This is a genomic window from Thioclava marina, assembly GCF_002020135.1.
Taxonomy (GTDB): Bacteria; Pseudomonadota; Alphaproteobacteria; order Rhodobacterales; family Rhodobacteraceae; genus Thioclava; species Thioclava marina.
The window spans coordinates 123,137-144,745 of record NZ_MPZS01000001.1 but is presented as its reverse complement, the minus strand read 5'-3'; the positions used below and the strand labels follow the sequence as shown (position 1 = coordinate 144,745).

The 21,609-nt window shown below is 63.5% G+C and carries 17 protein-coding genes; 14 read left to right on the top strand and 3 right to left on the bottom strand.

Annotation, left to right across the window (positions count from 1 at the left end; genetic code table 11):
• Positions 1–44: 44 nt before the first annotated feature.
• The 4 genes from BMG00_RS00700 (at position 45) to BMG00_RS00685 (ending at position 5,915) form a co-directional block, all read left to right on the top strand.
• Positions 45–725 carry a TetR/AcrR family transcriptional regulator gene (locus BMG00_RS00700; protein ID WP_078573080.1) on the top strand — a complete coding sequence of 227 codons (681 nt, stop codon included), beginning with the start codon at positions 45–47 and terminating at the stop codon, positions 723–725.
• Positions 719–1,459, top strand: coding sequence for a sulfite exporter TauE/SafE family protein (locus tag BMG00_RS00695; protein WP_078573079.1), 741 nt, complete (start codon positions 719–721; stop codon positions 1,457–1,459). Before BMG00_RS00700 ends, BMG00_RS00695 begins: the two co-directional genes overlap by 7 nt.
• Before the next feature lie 855 nt (positions 1,460–2,314).
• Positions 2,315–4,954 carry a Hint domain-containing protein gene (locus BMG00_RS00690; protein WP_281251056.1) on the top strand — a complete coding sequence of 880 codons (2,640 nt, stop codon included), beginning with the start codon at positions 2,315–2,317 and terminating at the stop codon, positions 4,952–4,954.
• A 190-nt stretch (positions 4,955–5,144) separates the two neighbouring features.
• Positions 5,145–5,915 carry a Hint domain-containing protein gene (locus tag BMG00_RS00685; protein WP_158521657.1) on the top strand — a complete coding sequence of 257 codons (771 nt, stop codon included), beginning with the start codon at positions 5,145–5,147 and terminating at the stop codon, positions 5,913–5,915.
• 142 nt (positions 5,916–6,057) lie between these two features.
• On the opposite strand, the gene BMG00_RS00680 is transcribed toward BMG00_RS00685, so the two are convergent.
• Complete coding sequence (locus BMG00_RS00680) at positions 6,058–6,246, bottom strand: DUF1127 domain-containing protein (RefSeq protein WP_146642517.1); 189 nt, start codon at positions 6,244–6,246, stop codon at positions 6,058–6,060.
• 87 nt (positions 6,247–6,333) lie between these two features.
• Between BMG00_RS00680 and BMG00_RS00675 the strand changes: the two genes are divergently transcribed.
• The 9 genes from BMG00_RS00675 to BMG00_RS00635 all read left to right on the top strand — a co-directional run bounded on the left by BMG00_RS00675 (position 6,334) and on the right by BMG00_RS00635 (position 18,798).
• A complete protein-coding gene (locus tag BMG00_RS00675; protein ID WP_078527513.1) occupies positions 6,334–7,752 on the top strand; it encodes an aminotransferase-like domain-containing protein in 1,419 nt (472 codons plus the stop codon).
• Positions 7,753–7,881: 129 nt separating this feature from the next.
• On the top strand, positions 7,882–8,778 hold the full coding sequence (locus BMG00_RS00670; RefSeq protein WP_078527511.1) for an ABC transporter permease: 897 nt from the start codon (positions 7,882–7,884) through the stop codon (positions 8,776–8,778).
• Between the two features lie 7 nt (positions 8,779–8,785).
• The gene (locus tag BMG00_RS00665; RefSeq protein ID WP_078527509.1) at positions 8,786–9,595 is read left to right on the top strand and encodes an ABC transporter permease; all 810 of its coding nucleotides are present in this window, start codon (positions 8,786–8,788) and stop codon (positions 9,593–9,595) included.
• An 11-nt stretch (positions 9,596–9,606) separates the two neighbouring features.
• On the top strand, positions 9,607–10,683 hold the full coding sequence (locus BMG00_RS00660) for an ABC transporter ATP-binding protein (protein ID WP_078527507.1): 1,077 nt from the start codon (positions 9,607–9,609) through the stop codon (positions 10,681–10,683).
• Positions 10,684–10,753: 70 nt separating this feature from the next.
• Positions 10,754–12,175, top strand: coding sequence for a glycogen synthase GlgA (gene glgA / locus BMG00_RS00655; RefSeq protein ID WP_078573077.1), 1,422 nt, complete (start codon positions 10,754–10,756; stop codon positions 12,173–12,175).
• Entirely contained in the window at positions 12,172–14,190 is a 2,019-nt protein-coding gene (gene glgX, locus BMG00_RS00650) for a glycogen debranching protein GlgX (RefSeq protein ID WP_078573076.1), read from the top strand. The genes glgA and glgX overlap by 4 nt, the downstream gene beginning before the upstream one ends.
• A complete protein-coding gene (locus BMG00_RS00645; RefSeq protein WP_078573075.1) occupies positions 14,187–15,812 on the top strand; it encodes an alpha-D-glucose phosphate-specific phosphoglucomutase in 1,626 nt (541 codons plus the stop codon). The genes glgX and BMG00_RS00645 overlap by 4 nt, the downstream gene beginning before the upstream one ends.
• A gap of 47 nt (positions 15,813–15,859) precedes the next feature.
• Positions 15,860–17,938, top strand: coding sequence for a 4Fe-4S binding protein (locus tag BMG00_RS00640; RefSeq protein ID WP_078573074.1), 2,079 nt, complete (start codon positions 15,860–15,862; stop codon positions 17,936–17,938).
• Positions 17,935–18,798 (top strand): FAD:protein FMN transferase, encoded by an 864-nt coding sequence (locus tag BMG00_RS00635; RefSeq protein ID WP_078573073.1) that lies wholly within the window; start codon positions 17,935–17,937, stop codon positions 18,796–18,798. The genes BMG00_RS00640 and BMG00_RS00635 overlap by 4 nt, the downstream gene beginning before the upstream one ends.
• 30 nt (positions 18,799–18,828) lie before the next feature.
• On the opposite strand, the gene BMG00_RS00630 is transcribed toward BMG00_RS00635, so the two are convergent.
• Positions 18,829–19,680: a substrate-binding periplasmic protein gene (locus BMG00_RS00630; protein WP_245794987.1), complete on the bottom strand. Its 852-nt coding sequence runs from the start codon at positions 19,678–19,680 to the stop codon at positions 18,829–18,831.
• Positions 19,681–19,733: 53 nt separating this feature from the next.
• Positions 19,734–20,411 carry a cytochrome c-550 PedF gene (pedF, locus tag BMG00_RS00625; protein ID WP_078527494.1) on the bottom strand — a complete coding sequence of 226 codons (678 nt, stop codon included), beginning with the start codon at positions 20,409–20,411 and terminating at the stop codon, positions 19,734–19,736.
• A 192-nt stretch (positions 20,412–20,603) separates the two neighbouring features.
• Between pedF and BMG00_RS00620 the strand changes: the two genes are divergently transcribed.
• Positions 20,604–21,593, top strand: coding sequence for an ABC transporter substrate-binding protein (locus BMG00_RS00620; RefSeq protein WP_078573072.1), 990 nt, complete (start codon positions 20,604–20,606; stop codon positions 21,591–21,593).
• The last annotated feature ends 16 nt before the right edge of the window (positions 21,594–21,609 follow it).

Sequence of the window (21,609 nt, the reverse complement as noted above, 5' to 3'; positions counted from 1 at the left end):
TTCTTAAATTGAACCATTGTTCAAAATAAGCAAGCCCCGATGCGATGACGAGAAAGACGACCGATAAACACAGGCTTAGGGCTCCGTCGAAGCGTTCGCTCGCGAGTCGCTCACGGATTCTCGATGCGGCGGAAACCGTGTTCGCGCGGGATGGATTCGAGGGGGCGAAGGTGCGAGACATCGCTGCCCTGGCCGAAGTGCCGCTGGGTCTGGTGAACCATCACGGGGGCTCGAAAGAGGCCCTGTTTCGCGAAGTCGTCGAGCGGCGCGCCGAGGAACTGACCCAGCTTCGTCTCGAAGCGCTTGCGGGTGCGAAGGGGCAGGGGGCGCTCAGCCTCGATGTGATCCTTGAGTGTTTCTTCCGGCCTTACTTGGCGAAGGCTGCGGGCAGCGATCCGCAATGGCTGGCCTATGCGCGGCTCGTGGCGATGGTCTCGGCCGATCCGGCCTGGGCCGATATTTCGGCCGATCTCTTCGATCCGACCGCACAACGCTTCATCGAGGAGATCTGCGCGCTCTATCCGGGCGTGCGCTGTTCGGTTGTCGCGGAAGGCTTCGTCTATTCGGTCGCGGCCCTGCTGGCCTTTCTGACGTCGGAATGGCGCGTCGCGGCACTGGCCGCGACGAAGGGCCCACAGGCCTCGGTCGAGGGTCTGATCGCCTTTTGCTCCGCGGGCTGTGCGGCACGGATCGCGCAAGCCAAATCCGAGGCGCGGCAATGCTGAGCGCGACCACGGCGCTCGTGATCGGCGCTGTTTTCGTTTCGGCCTTCCTGCGCGGGGTGGCGGGGTTCGGGTTCGCGCTCGCGGCGGTTCCGATCGTGTCGCTTTTGCTGCCCCCGATCGAGGCGGTCGCCCTCGCGGTTTTGTTGCAGGTCGCGGTGGGGCTGCGCGATATTTTCGCGCTCAGGGGTGACGCGCATATGCCCTCGCTGATGCGTCTGACGGCGGGGGCGTTGCTGGGCACGCCGCTGGGCATCTTTGCGCTCACCGCGCTCAGCCCGGATGCGGCGCGGGTGATCATCGCAGTGGTGGTGCTCGCAGGGCTCGTGGTTCTGGTGCGCTATCGCCCGACCCATGCGCATCCCCATGGCGGGCTGGCCATCGCGGCGGGGATCGCTTCGGGTGCGTTCTCCGGGCTTGCCGCGATGCCGGGACCGCCCGCGGTCGCCTATTACCTCGGGGCGGGCACCAGTTCCGTGCAGACCCGCGCGTCGCTTTTGCTGTTCTTTTTCTTTGCCGCGCTGATGGCGACACCGGGCTTGGCATTGGCCGGAGCGATCGACGCGAGGACCCTCTGGCTGACGGTGGTGTCGATTCCGGCACTCGCGCTCGGGACGTGGGCGGGCACGCGTGCCTTCGCGCGCCTCAACCATGGGCAATACAGGATGCTGGCAATCGGGGTGATGGCGTTTTCAGGCGCGCTGGCGGGTTGGCGGGGTCTGTCGGCGTTTTTGTGACCATAGTCCGGTAGCAAATCAGGTCCGTTCACCGCTCGTGAGGGCGCAATTTGCCTTGGGGCGGGCAGAGACCTGCCGCATCGCATACGGGCTCGTTTCATCCCATTTGCCTCAATTGAAATTACCGAATGGTGATTCGACGTGATGCAGCGGCATCGGGGAGAACAAACCGCGTATCTCTCTGATTTTGGAGCGCGATCGGGAACAATCCGGGCGGATTGATGGCAAGAATAAGGCGCACGATTGCGTGCGACTTGGAAACGATTGAAGTCCAGCATTGTTGCAGAACGTGGAACAAAGTGGGCGAACCGGCTTTTGCGAAACGCGACAAATCATGTCGATGATGCGAAAAACCTCCCCATTTCAGGCTTCTACACTGCGGAATTGCCAACCGGCCGAGTTTCAAATCGAAACAATATGGCTTTTCAACGACTTTCCGCACTGCGGCGATTGCTGCTTATTTTGCGGGCAATCCGCGCAAATGAGGCAAGAACAAGGCAAATTTCCCTTTCTTTGTGGCGGAGGCGCGGGCAGATTGTGGCCATGCCCGACTTGGGGGGCAACTTGGCCATGGGGGTGGCCAGTGAAGGGGGCTTCAGCGCGAGACCTCACCAGGTGCTGCCAGGATTACGTGGGGACAAACCGTCAATCCGACCGACAATTGCGAGACCTCGGAGCAATCCGAGCCGTCTGTCAGCGGCTGCGCCTGTGTGAGCAAGCCATATCCCGTTTCACGAAACATCACCGGATCGCGAGGTCCGGGAAATCATTTCGGCGCTGCCAGTTCGCGCCGCGGGATCGGGGAAACAAGGCGCACCGGCCGGGACAGCGGCGGGAGGCCAAGGAGAGTACGGGATGACGTATTATTCGTTCTGCAATCATGACCCATATGCCAGGGACGACTTGGCAACAGTGAGCTACAACAGCTCGGTCGTGATCAACGTTCTGGCCAATGACAGCGATCCCGATTGCGACCCGATCCGTGTGTGCCAGGTGACCGATCCGGCCCATGGGTCGGTGACGCTCAATGCGGACGGAACCATCACCTACACGCCCGATCCAGACTATTTCGGGCCAGATACCTTCTATTACCAGATCTCGGACGGCCATGGCGGCTATGACTGGGCGACTGTCACGCTCACCGTCGAGGAGCCCGAGCTCGACGGTATCGTGGAAGGCACCGCCGGTGACGATCTGATCGACGTGGCCTACACGGGCGATCCGCAGGGCGACATGGTCGACCATAACGACGCGATCCTTCCCGGGCAGGTCGGCAACGACGACATCATCCTTGCGGGCGACGGAAATGACACAGTTTACGCAGGCGCGGGCAATGACTCGGTCGATGGGGGCGATGGCAACGATCTTCTGTATGGCGAGGGCGGCAACGACACGATCAACGGTGGCGCGGGCAACGATACGATCTGGGGGGATGGCAATACATCCGACGGACCCGTCGCCGATCCGGTCTCGCAAACCGTCGACTGGGGCGATCTGCACGATTATTGCGGCACCCTGACGGACCAGACCGTCGATCTCGGCGATACCAAGGTCACCTTCGATTTCACCTCGCAGGATTTTGGCGCGACCGCGAAATTCGTCTCCTCGACGCAATATGTCGCTCCGGGCGAGACCTTCGACAGCAATTCCGCGCTCGAGCTTTACGGCTGCGGTGGCGAGGGCGGGATCGACCCGACCTCGACGACGGTGCTGAGCTTCTCGTCGGACAATCCCGATTACACCGGCGAAGTGCAGAACGTCGCTTTCCGGATCAATGATATCGACCGCTCGGATAGCTGCGACGACCATATCGACGTGGTGACGCTCTCGGCGCTCGACGCCGATGGCAACCCGGTCGACATCACGATCACACCCTCCGGCAATCAAACCGTCACCGACAATGGCGATGGCACCTATACGATCACCGCGGGCGATCAGGATACCGGCTATCTTGGCCCGGATGACGCGATCGGCTCGGTGCTCGTCGAGATCGCGCACCCGACGGCGAAGATCACCATCGCCTATGCCAATGGCGGGGCCACCGATCAGAAGATCACCATCACCGACATCCAGTGCGAGGCCGTTCCGGTCTTCGACGGAACGGGCGAGCCGGGCGATGACAGCCTCGACGGCGGTCTTGGCGATGACGTGATCTATGGTCAAGGCGGCAATGACACGCTGGCCGGTCGCGAGGGCAATGATGACCTCTATGGCGGCGATGGGGATGATTACCTCTCGGGCGGAGCGGGAGACGACACGCTGCATGGCGGCGACGGGAATGACACGCTCGATGCGGGTCAGGATGGCGATACGCTTTATGGCGATGCCGGCGACGATCGTCTGCTTGGCGGCCCGCGCGAGGATCTGCTCGACGGTGGCGAGGGCAATGACACGCTGATCGGCGGCAATGCGGCGGATTCGATGATCGGCGGCGCGGGCAATGACTCGGCCGAAGGCAATGACGGCAACGACGTGATCTTCGGCGAGGATGACGACGACTGGATCTCGGGCGGAAATGGCAACGATACGCTCGATGGCGGGATCGACGACGATACGCTGATGGGAGATGCGGGCGATGACAGCCTGCTCGGCGGCGACGGCTCGGACAGTCTCGACGGCGGCACCGGCAGCGACACGCTGCTTGGCGGCACCGGTGCGGACTATGCGTTTGGCGGGGATGATCGCGACTTCTTCTTCGTGGATGCGCCCGAGAACGGCGCGGGCGACACGCTTGATGGCGGCGAGGGCGGCGACGACTGGGATACGCTCGATCTGCGCGGCGCAGGTCCTCTGCGCGTCGACAGCTACATGACCGACCCGACGACCTATGCGGGTACGGTGAGCTTCCTCGATGGCGACGGCAATGTGACGGGCACGCTCGCGTTCTCGAACATGGAGCAGATCATTCCCTGCTTCACTCCCGGTACGCTGGTCGCGACGCCGAAGGGCGAGGTTCCGGTCGAGCTGCTGCGCGAGGGTGACAAGGTGCTCACCCGCGACAACGGCATCCAGGCGATCCGCTGGGCGGGCCGTGCCGACATGACGCGCGAGCAGCTCGCCCGCGCGCCGCATCTCAAGCCGGTGCTGATCCGGGCCGGGTCGCTTGGCAACGATCTGCCCGAGCGCGACATGCTGGTCTCGCCGAACCACCGCATGCTGGTCGCCAATGACATGACCGCGCTCTATTTCGAAGAGCACGAGGTTCTTGTCGCGGCCAAGCACCTTGTGGCGAATGAAGGCGTCTCGACCGTCGAGACGCTTGGTGCCAGCTACCTGCACTTCATGTTCGACCGTCACGAGGTCGTCCTCGCCAACGGCTCATGGACCGAGAGCTTCCAGCCTGGCGACCAGGCGCTTGGCGGTTTGGGGAATGCGCAGCGGCAGGAGATCTTCGAGCTCTTCCCGGATCTGCAAACCGAAAAGGGGCGCAGCGATTACCATGCCGCGCGCAAGACGCTCAAGCGGCACGAGGCGGCGGTGCTGCTGCGCGGGTGAACGAGAAAACGGGGCGCCCGGGAGATTTCCCCGGGCGTTTCCATGTTGGGACGGCGTGAGGGTTTCCTCGAGCGAAACACTCTGTTTTCGCAATTTCGGGCGAAAAGCGGGCGTATTTGCTTCTTTTTATAGACCACCGCGCCATAGCATGGCGAAATCGGGAACCAGAGAGGCTGGGGAGGGCCGAAAGATGATCGGAATTCGTGACATCTTCGAAACCACGATCGGGCGCTCTCCCGCAGTCGGATTTACGCGGCGGGCCCGTGAAGAGCTTGTCGATCTGCGACTCGACTTTGCGGATTACGAATATCTGGAAGGGCGGATCGCGGGGTTTGATGCTCGGGGCGCGGCGCTTTTCGAAGCGCCGATCCGTGATTTCGTCGCTGCAATTCCCTGTTTCACGCCCGACACGCTTCTCGCCACCGAGAGTGGCGCCTGCCGGGCCGGAGATCTCGTGCCCGGTGCACGGCTCCTGACCCGCGACAACGGGGTTCAGGTTCTTCGCTGGATCGGCGAGCGAACCTTCAGCGCGCGCGATCTCGCGCTCAATCCACTGTTGCGTCCGGTGCGGGTGCGGGCTGGGGCGCTTGGCCCCGATCAGCCGCTGCGCGACCTGATCGTTTCGCCCAGCCATCATTTGCTGTCGGTTTTCCATGATGGGCAGGGCGAGGCGATGGTGATGGCGCGCGATCTCGTCGGGATGGACGGTATCGAAGAGATCACACCTCACGAGGGCGTCCGCTATCTCCAGCTGCTTTTCGATCGGCACGAATTGATCCTGGGCGAGGGTGTTTGGGCAGAGAGCTTTCGCCCGACGCCCGAAAGCATCGCCGCGCTCGAACAAATCGCTCGCGCCGATTTGCTGGCAAAACGCGCAGATCTTCTCGAAAGAGCCGATTATCGTCCCGTACGGCCGTCTCTTTCGGGACGGCCACGTTCGTTGCACGACGCGCACGGATAATCGCGCTCCGGGACGGTTCGCCAACCGCAGGGCAGATCGGCCGCGCTTGGTGACCACCGCGATCACAGTCAAAAAAAGGCCGGGCGCATTGCCCGGCCAGATAGATGACGATCCGTTCAGGGGAATGCCCGGATCGCCCGCGTCACAGGAAGCGGCGCTCTTCTCGCTGGGCCTCGGCCCGGCTGATTCCGATGTCTTGCAGAAGGCGCGCGTCAAGTTTCCCCAGAGCCGCGCGGGAGCGGCGGGTTTCGAGGACGCGCGCGACGCGCGCGATCAGGCTGAGCGAGCCGTGACGGGCGATGGCGGGACGGGTCCGCGACAGGGTCAACATTGCAGGGCCTTTCTGTATTGATACAATCTGTGTTCCTTTGGTATAAGATGGATACATTGTGTCGATTTGCGCAGCCAGAGAAATATTGTGACTGATACAAGCTGGTCCCCCGAGCTCGCTAAACTGAGTGGCCCGAAATACCTCGCTCTCGTGCGCGCCTTGCGCGAAGGGATCCGCCGCGGCGATCTTCCGCCCGGAACAAAATTGCCTACGGTCAGGGACTTGGCGTGGAAACTCGGGGTCACTCCGGGCACCGTGGCGCGGGGTTACCAGATCGCGACGCAGGAAGGGCTGCTCGATGCGCAGGTCGGTCGGGGTACATTTGTATCGACACAAAATCAGCGACTCGGCCCGCGCGAACCTTTGTATCGCCAGACCGGCGAAGAGGTGGAGCGTGAGCCCGACCGCGTCGTCGATCTGCGCTCGCCGCAACTTCCCGATGTCGGCCAGACCAAGGCGCTGGCCTGGGCGATGCAGGAAGCGGCGCGCGATATCGGCAAGACCTATCTGCAATATCCCGGCCTGCGTCGCGACGCCTATTGCCGCGAGGCGGTGCTCGACTGGTTCCCGAGGGATTGTTCGCTCCATGCCGAGTTGAGTGCAGACGATCTGGTGCTGACCCATGGCGGGCAGAACGGGATCAATCTCGTGATGCAGACCTGTCTGCGCGGCGACCGTCCCGGCGTTTTCATCGAAGAGCTGGCCTATCCGGGCTTTCGCCATGCCGCGCGGCTCAACCGTGCCGAGATCCATCCGGTCGCGATCGATGAGCAGGGGATGATCCCGGAGGCGCTCGATGCCGCCTGCCGCCGCTATCGCGGGCAGATCGTCTGCATCACCCCGGATGCGCAGAACCCGACCGCCGGGCGCATGGACGAGGCGCGCCGGATGGCGCTGGCCGAGGTCGCGCGCCGCCACGACCTCCAGATCATCGAGGATGATTGCTACACGGCCCCCGTGACGGGCCTGCCCAGCCTGCGCGTGATCGCGCCTGAACGCTGCTGGCATGTGACGTCGCTCTCCAAGACTATCTCGGCCGGGATGCGGTTTGGCATCGTCGCCGCCCCTGAGGGCATGGGCGAGGTGGGGCGGCTAGCGGCGCAACATTCCTTCTTCGGCCTCGCGCGCCCGATCACCGATATGGTGGCGCGTCTCTTCGACAGCGGCGAGGCGATGCGGCTGCGCTATGCCGCGCAGGAGGAAATGGGACGGCGCTTGCAGATGACGGTGCAGGCGCTTGGCGGGCAGGACATCTCCTGGCTGCCGGGGTTGAGCTTCCTCTGGCTCAAGCTACCGCTCGGATGGCGCGCGTCGAGCTTTGCGCGCATGGCCGAGGCCGAGGGCGTCTTGCTGCGCTCGGCCGATGAATATGTCGTGCAGGACGGGCAGGCGCCCAATGCGGTGCGGATCGCGATGGCAGGGTCCGCCCCCGAAGAACGTTTCAGGTCGGCCTTGCGCACGCTGACCGGGCTTCTCGATCGGATGCCGGACGACCTGCCGGTCTGAGTGCACAAAATTGCGGCAGCTGCCTGTCTCGCGCTCGCGTGATGGGCATGGCCCCTTTTCACGCCCGCGCCCTTGTGCTTTCGTGGCCCCCGGATGGCGCCTGCAAAGGGCGCGAAAAGGGAGACATGCATGGCCGCTAAAGGTGAGAGCTGGTTGCGCAGCGACGCGGCACAGGGCTATGCGCTGATTTCTCCGCCCGCGATCTACGCCCTTCTTTTGTTGGCCGCGCCCCTCGCGACGATCCTGGCCTATTCCTTCTTCAAGGATGGCTATCTCACGGTGATTCACGAATTCACCCTGCAGAATTACCTCGCGACCTGGTCCGATCCGATCTTTCGCGTGATTCTGGTGCGGTCGCTGTTCGTGGCGGGGCTGGTGACGCTGGTCACTGTGGGGCTGGCCTTCCCGATTGCCTATTACCTGAGCTTCGGACTCGCGCCGAACCAGAAGGCGCGCTGGATCTTTCTGATCACCATTCCGTTCTGGACCTCGTATCTGATCCGCGTGTTCCTGTGGAAAGTGATCCTCGGCTATAACGGCGTGATCAATTCGGCGCTGGAGGGGATCGGGATCATCGGCCCGAACGGGCTGATCGCGGACCCGCTGCAGATGCTCAATTCGGTGGGGGCGATCGCGCTGACGCTGGCCCATGCCTATGCGCCTTTCGCGATCCTGCCGATCTTTGTCAGCCTCGAGAAGATCGACCGCTCGCTGCTGGAGGCCGGGCAGGATCTGGGTGAGAGCCGTTGGCGCACCTTCCTGCGGGTGACCCTGCCTCTGGCGATGCCGGGCGTGGTCGCCGCGACCCTGATCGTCTTCATCCCGACGGTCGGCGACTACGTCACGCCCGAGCTGATCGGGGGCGGCAAGATGCCGATGGTGGCGAACCTCATTCAGGCGCAGATGCTGCCTTTGGACAACCGACCGCTGGGGTCGGCCATCGCGGTCAGTTCGCTCCTCGTGGTCGCCGCCCTGGCGCTGGTATTCCTGTGGCTCAACCGCCGCTTCCTCAAGGTCGGAAAGTGAGCCGCGCATGAAATTTCCCTCGCTCAAGATCTACGCACTGGCCTACCTGATCTTCCTTTATGCGCCGATCTTCCTGTTGCCGCTTTTCGCTTTCAACGACGGCACGATCATCGCCTTCCCGCTGAAGGGCTTCACGACCGACTGGTTCGCGAAGATGGCCGAGAACGACACGCTGCGCCACGCTCTGACGAACTCGCTGATCATCGCCCTGACCTCTTCGGCGGGTGCGACGATCCTCGCGGTTTTCGCGGCCCGCGCCTCGACGCGCTACAAGTTTCGCGCGAAGGGCGGGATCATGGGGCTGATCATGCTGCCGATGGTGCTGCCTGACATTCTGATGGGGATGTCGCTGCTTCTGGTGATGCTCGAGGTGCTGCGCGTGAACCTCTCGATCGGGACGGTGATCCTTGGCCATGTGATCATCGCGCTGCCTTACGCGATCGCGGTGCTGCAAACGGCGTTCGCCACGCTCGATCAGTCGCTCGAAGAGGCGGCGGTGGATCTGGGAGAGACCCGGATGTCCACCTTCCGCCTGATCGTGTTGCCGCTGGTGATGCCGGGCATCATCTCGGCTTTCCTGATCTCGTTCACGATCTCTCTGGATGAGTTCATCGTGGCCTTCTTCCTCGCGGGCAACCAACCGACGTTGCCCACCTACATCTTTTCCCAGCTGCGTTTCCCGAGCGCGATCCCGGTCATCATGGCGCTTGGCACCTGCCTCGTCGCGGCCTCGATCCTGCTTCTGAGCGTGGCCGAGTTCTTCCGCCGCCGCGGCATCAAGCGGACCGGCGCAAAGGATACCGGAGGTTTCCTGTGACAGATAACCCGATGATCGCCTTCCGAGACGTTCACAAATATTACGGCGATTATCACGCGCTGCGCGGCATCTCGGCCGAGATCCGCGCGGGTGAGTTCTTCTCGCTTCTGGGCCCCTCGGGCTGCGGCAAGACCACGCTTCTGCGCACCATCGCGGGGTTCGAGGATATCTCTTCGGGCGCGGTTCTGATCGACGGCAAGGACATGGCCGGCGTGCCCGCGAACAAGCGGCCGACCAATATGGTGTTCCAGTCCTACGCGATCTTCCCGCATCTGACGGTGGCGCAGAACGTGGGCTTCGGGCTGCGCCGCGATCCGCGCTCGAAGGCCGAGAAGGACAAGCTGGTCGAGGAATCGCTCGAGATGGTGGGGCTGAAGGGCTATGGCGCGCGCGCGGCCCATGCGCTCTCGGGCGGGCAGCGCCAACGTGTGGCGCTGGCGCGCGCGCTGATCCTGAAGCCGAAGGTGCTGCTTCTGGACGAGCCGCTCTCCGCGCTCGACCGCAAGATCCGCGAGCAGATGCAGGTCGAACTGATCAAGCTGCAACGCGAGGTGGGCATCACCTTCGTGCTCGTCACCCACGATCAGGAAGAGGCGCTGGTCATGTCCGACCGGATCGCCGTGATGTTTGAGGGCGAGATTGCCCAGCTTGCCGATCCAGAGACGCTCTACCGCCGCCCCAATTCGCGCCGCGTGGCCGATTTCATCGGCGTGATGAACTTCCTGCCCGCGAAGGTGACCGGCGAAAGCGGCGATCTGATCAGCGCCGAAGTGGCGGGTCTCGGGGTGCTCGACGTCTCGACATCGCAAGTCTCGGCCGCGCCCACCGGGGATAGCGCGGCGGTCGGTTTCCGGCCCGAGACGCTGACGCTTCTGTATGAAGGCCAGCAGGCGAGCGATCGCGAAGCCGCGGGCACGATTGACGAGGTCGTCTATTACGGCGACATGACCTATTATGACGTGCGGCTCGACGGGATGGAAAAGCCGGTGCGGATCTCGATGCGCAATGTGTTCGGGCGCCCGGTGCTCGATGTCGGCACGCGCACCCGCGTGTCCTGGTCACCCGGCGCGCTGGTCCTGTTTCGGTAACGGGGCAGGGGTGGAGTAGCCCCTCGGTCGCTGCGCTGCGCCCCGGAATGTTTTGAATAGGGGGAAGATCATGAAACATGTTCTTTCTGTCGCCTCGGAAGCCGTGCCGCTGGTCAAGACCGGCGGTCTGGCCGATGTGGTGGGCGCGTTGCCCGCAGCGCTGGCCGAGCAAGGCTGGAACATGCGGGTGATGATCCCCGCCTATCGCGGCATTCTGAAAAAGCTGAAATCACCGAAAAAGGTCTGGGAAAGCGCCAATCTCTATGGCGGCCCGGCGCGGCTGATGTTGGGAAAATCCGCCGGGATGGAGGTGCTTGCGCTCGTTGCCGATCACCTCTTCGATCGTGATGGCGGCCCCTATTCGCAGGACGGGCAGGATTACGGCGACAATGCCGAGCGCTTCGCCGCGCTGAGTTTCGTCGCAGCCGAGATCGCGCGGGAGGGTCTGGGAAAATGGCGCCCCGATCTCGTGCATTGCCACGACTGGCAGACCGGGCTCGTGCCCTGGTATCTGCGCGGCTCGGGCATCCCGACGGTGATCACAATCCACAACATCGCCTTTCAAGGCCGTTTCGGGCGCGACAAGCTCGCGGCTCTCGGGCTCCAGACCTGGGATTTCAACCGTGACGGGGTGGAGTTCTGGGGCGATATCTCGACGCTCAAGGCCGGTCTCGTGGCCGCCGATGCGATCACCACCGTAAGCCCGCGCTATGCCGAGGAGCTGATGCGCGGCGAGTTCGGGCTTGGGCTGGAGGGGCTCTTGCAGATGCGCGCAGGCGATCTGCACGGCATTCTCAACGGTATCGACGCAACTGTCTGGAACCCCGAGACTGACCCCGAGATCACGCCGTTCTCGGCGGCAAAACCCGCGGGCAAGGCCAGCAACCGCAAGGCGCTGGAAGCCGAATTCGGATTGGATGCGCCCGGGCCGCTCGCGATCCTGATCTCGCGGCTCACCTCGCAGAAGGGGATTGACCTGATCACTCCTGCGCTGGGGCCGTTTCTCGCCGCCGGGGGCGGGCTGGCCGTGCTGGGCTCGGGCGATGGCTGGGCGGAACACGCGATGCGCGAATTGGCCGCTCACAATCCCGGTCGGGTCGGTGTGAAGATCGGCTATGACGAGGCGCTCAGCCACCGGATGTTCGCGGGTGGCGATGCGGTGCTCGTGCCCTCGCGTTTCGAACCTTGCGGTCTCACCCAGCTTTACGGGCTGCGCTATGGCTGCTTGCCGGTCGTGGCCGCCGTGGGTGGTCTCGCCGATACGGTGATCGGATCGACCCCCGCGACCGACGCCGCCAATGCCTCGACGGGCGTTGTCTTCCATCCGGTCGACGACCTCGCTCTGCGTCAGGCGCTCATGCGGTTTGCCGCGCTATATTACGATCGCAAGGGCTGGGGTGCGATGCAGCGACGCGCGATGAAGATGGACTGGGGCTGGGCACGCTCTGCCGAGCGTTACGCGGCACTTTACGACCAGCTTTGCACGCGATGAAGATCGAGGCCGGACGCCCGGACCCGCTTGGCGCGACGCCTGTCGAGGGCGGCGTGAATTTCGCGCTCGCCTCGGCCCATGCCGAGGCGGTTGACCTGTGCCTCTTCACCAAGGCGGGCGAGAGGCGCCTCAGGCTTCCCGGACGCGCCGGGCCGATCTGGCACGGTTTCGTGCCGGGGCTCAAACCGGGGGCCCGCTACGGTTATCGGGTGTGCGGCAAATGGGCGCCGGAGGCGGGGCACCGCTTCAACTCTGCGAAACTTCTCATTGATCCCTACGCCCGCATCATCGACTCGAAGATCACCTGGCAAGCCCCCATGCAGCCGGGGAAAACGAAACCGGACCGGCGCAATAGCGCGGAGGTCATGCCAAAATCCGTGGTGGCCGAGATCGTGCGCCCGGACTGGCAGCGACCGCATCACTCCTGGTCCGGGACGGTGATCTACGAGGCCCACCCGAAGGGTCTCACCATGACCCATCCCGAGATCCCGGCAGAGCTGCGCGGGCGTTGGGCGGGGTTGGCTTCCGAACCGATCCTGGCCCATCTGCGCGACCTGGGCGTCACCGCGATCGAGCTGCTTCCGACATGCGCCTATCACGATGACCGCTTCCTCGTCGAAAAGGGGCTCTCGAATTATTGGGGCTACCAGCCGGTTGGCTTCTTCGCGCCCGAGCCACGGTATTGCGGCCCGGATCCGCGCGAGGAATTTCGCGAAATGGTGCGGCGTTTCCATGCCGCGGGGATCGAGGTGATCCTCGATGTGGTCTTCAACCATACGGGTGAGGGCGATGCGCTCGGACCGATGTTGAGCCTGCGCGGGATCGACAATGCGAGTTATTACCGGCTCGGTGCTGGGGGCAGCTATATCGACGAAACCGGGACGGGCAACACGCTCAATCTCGCGAACCCGCTTGCGCTACGTCTCGTGATGGATTGCCTGCGCCATTGGGTCGAGGAGATGGGGGTGGACGGGTTCCGCTTCGATCTGGCCGCAACGCTTGCACGCGGCGCTTCGGGCGCGATCGAGCCGCACGCTCCTTTCCTGACCGCGGTTGCACAAGATCCGGTCCTGCGTGGGGTGAAGCTGATTGCCGAACCGTGGGATATCGGGCCGGGTGGCTATTACCTTGGCGGATTCCCGCATCCGTTCAGCGAATGGAACGATCGGTTCCGCGACGATGCGCGGCGGTTCTGGCGCGGCGATCGCGGCATGACGGGGGATATTGCGCGGCGCGTCGCAGGATCGGCCGAGCTTTTTGATCAGCATGGACGCCCTGCGACGGCATCGGTGAATTTCATCACCGCGCATGACGGCTTCACCCTGCAAGATCTTGTTTCCTTTGGCGAAAAGCAGAACCAGGCGAATGGCGAGAATAATCGCGACGGGCATGATGCGAACTTTTCCGAAGCACTCGCGGATCCGCAGGCGCAGGCCGCGCGCAAACGCGCCCTGCTGGCCACGATGATCCTCAGCCAGGGCGTTCCGATGCTGCTTGCAGGTGACGAAATCGGTAATTCGCAAGGCGGTAACAACAATGCCTATGCGCAGGATAACGAGACCGGTTGGGTCGATTGGACCGCGCCGGACGACGAATTAAAAACATTCGTCAAGCGATTGATCCGCATACGAAAAGACCACAAGGTACTGCGTCAGACTCGGTTCCTTCACGCTTTGGAACGCAAGCAGGACGGCATTCGCGATCTGATCTGGCGGCTTTGTTCCGGTGAGGAGCCGCAGCCCAATGACTGGAACGACCCGGAATTGCGGTGCATCGGGGTCGAGATCCGGGGCGCGGCTGAAGGTCCGGCGGGGGATGCCGGGTTCGAAGCTGTCTATCTTCTTCTGAACGCGGGCCCGGCGTGCTCCGCGTCCCTGCCTGCGGGGCGGTGGACGCAATTGCTCGACACGGCGCGACCCGAAGCCGCGGAAGAGCAATTCTCCGCCGCCGAGACTTGCCTTGCCGCACAATCCGTTCAAGTCTTCACCCGCGCGACACCGCAGGAGACGTCATGACCCGCCACACCACCCAACCGATCGACGGCCAGAAACCCGGAACCTCGGGCCTGCGCAAGAAGACAAGCATTTTCATGCAGCCGGATTTCCTCGAGAATTTCGTGCAAGCGACGTTTGACGCGGTGGGCGGCGTGACGGGCAAGACCCTGGTCCTTGGCGGTGACGGTCGCTATTTCGGGCGCGAAGCCGCGATGACGATCCTGAAGATAGCGGCGGCGAACGGCGCTGCGCGCGTCATCGTGGGTCGCGGGGCCTGGCTTTCGACACCCGCCGCTTCGAACCTGATCCGACAGCGCGGCGCCGATGGCGGCGTGATCCTCTCGGCGAGCCACAATCCCGGCGGTCCCGATGAAGATTTCGGCGTGAAATACAACATGTCGAACGGCGGCCCCGCGCCGGAATCCGTCACCTCCGCTATCTATGATCGCACGCAGGAAATCACCGGATATCTCAAGCTCGATGCACCTGATCCCGATCTGGATACGCTGGGCGAGAGTACGATGGGCGAGATGGTGATTGAAGTGGTCGATCCGGTTTCCGCCTATGCGGACCTGATGAAAACGCTGTTTGATTTCAATGCACTGCGTGACCTTTTTGAGTCAGGTTTCCGGATGCGCATGGATTCGATGTGCGCGATTACCGGGCCCTATGCGGTTGAGATCTTCGAAAACCGTCTCGGTGCTCCGAAGGGCACGGTGACCCATGCGACGCCGCTTCCCGATTTCGGCGGCATGCATCCCGATCCGAACCCGACCTGGGCGCATGAGCTGATGGCCGAGATGATGGGCGAGAGCGCGCCGGATTTCGGCGCCGCCTCGGATGGGGATGGTGACCGGAACATGATCCTCGGGGCTGGCACCTATGTCTCGCCCTCCGACAGTCTCGCGGTGCTGGCGGCCAATGCGCATCTCGTGCCGGGCTACAAGGATGGTCTGAAGGGCGTCGCGCGCTCGATGCCGACCTCTGCGGCGGCGGACCGGGTGGCGGAGGCGCTCGGTCTGGATTGCTACGAGACACCGACGGGTTGGAAATTCTTCGGCAATCTGATGGATGCGGGCCGCGTCAGCCTGTGCGGCGAGGAGAGCTTCGGCACCGGCTCGGATCACGTGCGCGAAAAGGACGGGCTTTGGGCGGTCCTGATGTGGCTGAACATCCTCGCCGTGCGGAAGATGTCGGTGGCCGAGATCCTGACCGACCACTTCGCGCGCTACGGCCGGAATTACTATTCGCGCCACGATTACGAAGCGCTGCCAGTCGATCTCGCCGAAACCATGCTGGGGGATCTGCGCGCCAAGCTTGGATCTTTGAAAGGCACGCAAACCGAAGGGCTTACGGTCGAAAGTTCAGACGAGTTCTGTTATACCGACCCGGTCGATGGATCGGTTTCCGAGGGACAGGGTTTCCGTATCCTCTTCGAGGGCGGTTCGCGTGTCGTCTTGCGTCTGTCAGGTACCGGGACGCAGGGCGCGACATTGCGCGTCTATCTCGAACGCTACGCGCCGGGGCCGGATGGGCTCGACCGCGATCCGCAAGAGGCGCTCGCCCCGATCATTGCCGCGACCGAAGCCCTTGTCGGCATCCGCGCCCGCACCGGACGCACAGGTCCCGACGTCATCACCTGAGACGAAGGTCGAATTTCTTCGTGCCGCCCATCCGCTAGGCTGGGCGCATGTTACGCGCGGCATTTTTCTGGTTGATGACGGTTTTGCCCGCTTTCGCGGCCAGCCTCACACATGATCAGGTCGCCGATATGGTCGTGGCGCCTTATGCGGTGGGTGAGGAGATCAACGACAAGGGTGTCTGGCAGCTATTGAACTCGGGCGGTGGCGAGGCGGGCTACGTCTTCGAAACCGGAGAGCTCGCGCCCCTTCCGGGGTTTTCCGGCAAACCGATCAACATGTTGGTGATGCTTGATCTCGAGGGCCGGTTCATCGCCGTGAAGCTGATCGCTCAGCACGAGCCGGTTTTCGTCTCGGGGCTCGGCGAAGCGCCGTTTCGCGGCTTCCTCGAACAATATCGCGGACATTCGATCAACGAACCGCTCGTCGTCGGGACACCTTACGGGGGGGCGGGATCGGGCTCGGATCTGGTCTATCTCGACGGGGTGACGAAGGCGACGGCGAGCGTGCGGATCGCCCATGAATCGATCCTCGCCGCGACGCTCGCGGTCGCGCGCGAGAAGATGCAGGGGATCAGCGCCGGTCCGCCACCCAAGCCCGATCCTGACCACGTTGAGGATCTGGACTGGAAGGCGCTTGCCGATGCCGGATTGATCGGACGGCTCAGGGTCACGAATGCCGAGGAAGATGCCGCTTTCAAGAACACGAAATGGGCATATGATGATCCGGAAGGATCAAATGATCCCAATGGGATGTATCTCGATCTTTATGTGATCGACCTTGGGCCGCCCTCGATCGCCAAAGCCGTCCTGTCGCCTGAAACCTATGCGGAGACGCGCCGGTTTCTGTCGCGCGCGCCGGATGACGAGCTTTATCTGTTGATCGAGGCTGGGCGTCAGGGGCTGGTGAGCGAGGATTTCGTGCGCAACACCGCGCCCGACCGGATTTCGGCGCAGCAAGATGGGCTGCCTCTGGCCCTGCGCGATGCGGATATCCTTGCACATCTTGCGAAGGACGCACCGGAAGCCCTTGAGGATTCGACGAAACTCGTCGTCCGGCTCGATCGTCGGCTTGGGTTCGATCCGACGCGCGATTGGCAGCTTTCGGCGCAGGCGGTGCGGATGCACGGGATGTTCCAGCCCGAGCCGGGCGAGGCGCATTTCTCGCTTACGCTCAAGACGCCCGAACGGTTTTTCACCTTTCCTCAGACCCCCGAGGCGTTGCCCCCGTGGCGCGAGGCCTTGCGCAACCGGGCCACGGATCTTTGGATCTTGTCCGGCTTCCTGACGCTTCTTTTCGGCGCGCTTCTGATGCAGTCGAAGCTGGCTGCATTGAAGCTGTTCACGCCGGTACGTCTCGGCATTCTCGCGATTACCATCGGCTTCGTCGGGTATTGGGGGCAAGGGCAGCTCTCGATCGTCACACCGCTTGCAGTGCTGCGGGCGCTGACGGGGAATGGTTCGCTTGAAGTGTTGCTTTACGATCCGTTTTCGCTGTTGATCTGGGGAGCGGCAATCCTCGGGTTCGTCCTATGGGGGCGCGGTTTTTTCTGTGGCTGGCTTTGCCCTTACGGGGCGATGCAGGAATTCGCGCATCACCTTGGGCGCGTTTTGCACCTGCCACGTTGGGAGCCGCCGCGCTCGTTGGCTCAGGCGCTCTGGTGGACGGGGCCGCTGGCGCTGGTCGCGCTTGTCGGGATCGCGCTCTTGTCGCCCGACCACACCGAGAAGGCCGTCGAGATCGAGCCCTTCAAAACCGCCATCACGACCCATTTCGATCGCCCCTGGCCCTATGTGTTGTGGGCGGCCGGGTGGATTGCGGTCTCGACCGTCTGGTTCAAGGGGTTTTGTCGTTCGGTTTGCCCATTGGGAGCGGCGATGCGGCTTGGCGGGCTCCTGCGGTTGCGCAACTGGATCCCGCGGAGGGCCGAGTGCGGCTCGCCCTGTCAGCTCTGCAAGGTGCGTTGCAATTACGGCGCTATCGCGAAGAGTGGAGAGATCCGCTATTCCGAGTGTTTCCAATGCCTTGATTGCGTGAAGATCCACGATGACCCGGCGCTTTGCGTGCCGCTCGTGCTGGAGGCGAAACGGGCGCAACGCGCAACGGGCATTCGGGAGGCGGCGGAATGAAACGGCGGCGGTTCTTGCAGATTTCAGCGGTTGCGGCTCTGGCGGGGCACCCGGCGCAGGCGACATCATGGCAGGGTCAGGCCTTCGGTGCGCAGATCGGCATAGACATTCGTGGCGCGAAGAATATTGGGCATGATCTCAATGAAATACAGGATGAAATTGAGGCTATCGAGGCGACATTCTCGCTACATCGCCCGTCTGAACTGAAAGAATTGAACGCACGCGGCCGGGCCAGGCCATCGGCTGCAATGCGCGACGTTCTGGAATTGGCGCGCCTCGTTCACCATGCGACGGAAGGGGCATTCGATCCGACCGTGCAACCGCTTTGGCAGGCCTTGGCGGACGGCCGCGACGGGCAGGCGGAGAGAATGAGCATCGGTTTCGAGCGTGTCGAGATCGGGGAAGAAATTCGGCTCGGGCAGGGGCAGGGGCTGACACTCAACGGGATCGTCCAAGGCTATGCGGCCGATCGCATTCGTGCGCTTCTGATCGCACGCGGTTATCGTGATGTGCTTGTCGATATGGGGGAGTTTGCGGCGATTGGCGGGCCGTTCACGCTTGGGGTCTCGGACCCGGCGGCTGGCATGTTGGCGCGCCTCGTTCTGACCGATGGCCAAGCGGTCGCGACCTCCTCGCCGGGAGCGCTCGTATTGCCTGGCGGCAGCCACATTCTCGGCCCCAAAGGGCAGCGCGCAATCTGGTCGACCGTCACCGTCGAGGCACCAAGCGCGGCTTTGGCTGATGCCGCCTCGACCGCGTTCGTCCTGATGGACCGCAAGGCGATCTCGCGCAGCGCCACAAAGCTCGGGCTGTCAGAGGTGCATCTCGTCGATTTCGAGGGGAATTACGGGCCGCTCTGATCTGGGATCAGCGCGGCCCGATTTGCTTTCTTACGGAGTGGGTGGGGTAAATTCCACGCCGTATTCGGCAAAGGCCTTGGCGATCCGACCATCTTCGAGCGCCGCCGCGATCGCGTCATCCACCGCATATGCCAGCGGGCGGTGCTGCATCGACAGCGCCACGCCGATCACCCATTTTGAACGCGGCAGGCCCAGGGGCGGCTCGTGGATCTTGATGCCGGGCGCTATCGCCGCTTCCATCTCGGCACGTGGCCCCATCACAGCCATCACCTCGTGATCGGCCAGCGCCTTCATGGCGAGGACGGTCGAGCGATAGCGATGCACCTTGTCGGCCGAGGGGCCGCGCGTCACATCGGTCATGTAGAAATCCGAGATCGAGTCATTCTCGACCCCGATCGGATCGTAGCGGAACACCGCCGGCGTCGGCCCCTTGTCGGGGTAGCTCGCCGCGTCATAGGCGATAGCGATATGCTCCTCGCCGTAAAGCCCGGTGAAGACCACCTGATCGAAGCGGCACGCATAGTCCACATCATAGGGCACGTGCAGCATCACGTCCGAGACACGTCCGTTGATCACTGCGCCCTTGTAAACATAGTTGCGCAGATCGGCGTCGAGCGTCTCGCCCGCGCTCACCAGACGGAAGCGGGGCTGAACGCCGAGATCCGCAGCGATGATCTTGCCGATCTCGACATCGATGCCCTTCGCCTTGCCAGCTTCTTCATAGGACCAGGGCGCGTAATCCTCATAGAGGGCGAACTCGATATAGCCATCCGCGATGATCCGGTCGAGGTCGCGCCCGATATCCTGGGGGGCGGTGTTTTGCAGTTTCTGCTCGGGCTCATAGCCCTCACAGGCCGAAAGGGCGGGTGTGGCCAAAGCCACCCCGCCCAGAAGCGCCAGGGCAAGACACCCGGCCCTAAATCGGTGCATGCGCATCACTCGGCCGCCGAAATGCCGATCGAGAGCATATCCGCCGCTTCCTTCTGCTTCTCGGGGCTCTTCTCGAGCTCATGGGCCGCGCGCGACACCGCGCTGTCGGCGACCGGCGCGCCCGAGGCGGTCTCGACCTTGCCCGCGATATCCTCGAGCGTGGCGATCACAGTCGGCACATCGGCATTGCCCGCGGCAAGCTCGTCGCGAATCTTGTGGAGCTGATCCGAATAGGGTTCGAGCGCGCCATCGTCGGGGCGCGTCTCGATATAGGTGCGGATCGCCCAGGCCGCTTTCTGACCGAGGATGTCGCCGAAGGCGGGCATCTTGGTGATGCCGTTCTGGGTCATCCCGTGGCGGAAGCGTTCGACGAACCATTCGTCGCCATATTCCTCGGCCTCGAGATAGCGCAGGTCGGGGGCCAGACCGCCCGAGACCGCACCAAGCCCGTGACAGCGCGCGCAGTTCTGGTTGAAACCGCTATCGCCGATTTGCACGGCCTTCGCCCAGACTTCTTCGCCGGCGGTTGCGGCCCGGTAGGGGTTTTCGCTGAGCCACTCCTCGCCCACATCGGGCAGGACATCGGTATTGACCGGCTGCGGGGTCACATCGCCATGAGCAAAGGCAACCGCCGGGCTCAGGGCGCAGAGTGCGGCCATCAGGGTCATGCGGGTGTCGAGCATCTGAACCTCCCAAAAAAGATCTCGCTTGGTCACTGGATAGCGCGGCGGTGCAGCAGGCCACCATTCGACCTTGGTCTCGGTCGGGCCGGGTTCGGCGGGGTTCGGCATTGTCCTTTGGTCGAATAGGCGGGCGCGGGCGGGCTGATACTCTGATTGCGGAGGCGTGATCGTGATCGCGCATGGGAGGATGAGATGGCGTTTGATGGATGGGCTCGCGCGGCGGGCGCGGCTTTGGTCTCGGTCGCGATGGGGCTTTCGGGCGCGGTCGCTGCACGTGCGGGCGATCTGCCGGTATTGAAAGTGGCCGCACTTGAGGGCGGCACGGTCAACTGGGAGCTCGACACGATCCAGCATTATGGGCTTGACCGCGAACACGGGTTCACCCTCGAGGTCGTGCCGGTCGCCGGCAAGTCGGGCTCGGACATCATGCTTCAGGGCGGTGCCGTCGATGCGATCGTGACCGACTGGTTCTGGGTCGCGCGGATGCGCGCGGCTGGTGAGGATTACCGCTTCATCCCTTATTCGAAGGCCGTGGGTGGGCTGATGGTGCGCGCCGACAGTCCCGCCAGGAGCCTTGCGGATCTGAAGGGCAAGAAGATCGGGATCGCGGGCGGTCCGATCGACAAGAGCTGGCTGATCCTGCGGGCCTACGCGCAAAAGGCCGAAGGGATCGATCTTGCGGCCGAGACCGAGCAGGTCTTCGGCGCGCCGCCTCTGATCATGAAGGCCGCGCTCTCGGGGGAGGTCGATGGCGCGATCAATTTCTGGCACTTCGCTGCGAAGATGGAAGCGGCGGGCATGGTGCCGCTCATCACCGTCGGCGCCGCCGCCACCGAGCTGGGCCTCTCGCCCGAGACGCCGCTACTGGGCTACGTGCTCCCCGGCGATCTCGTCGAGAGCAAACCGGAGCTTGCACGAGGGCTGGCGGCGGCCTCGCGCGCGGCGAAGGAAAAGCTCGCGACGGACGATGCGGCCTTCGCGCGGCTGCGCCCGATCATGCGCGCGGGCGATGATGCGCAATATGCGGCTCTCGTCGCCGGATTCCGCGCGGGCATTCCTGCCCCGGGTCCCGTCGATGAAGAGGCCGCCGACCGGATGCTGCGCCTGATGGCCGAGCTGGGGGGCGCGAAACTCGTGGGTGGGGCGACCTCCCTGCCCAAGGGCACCTTCCTGTCGAACTGAACCAATGATGCGAGCG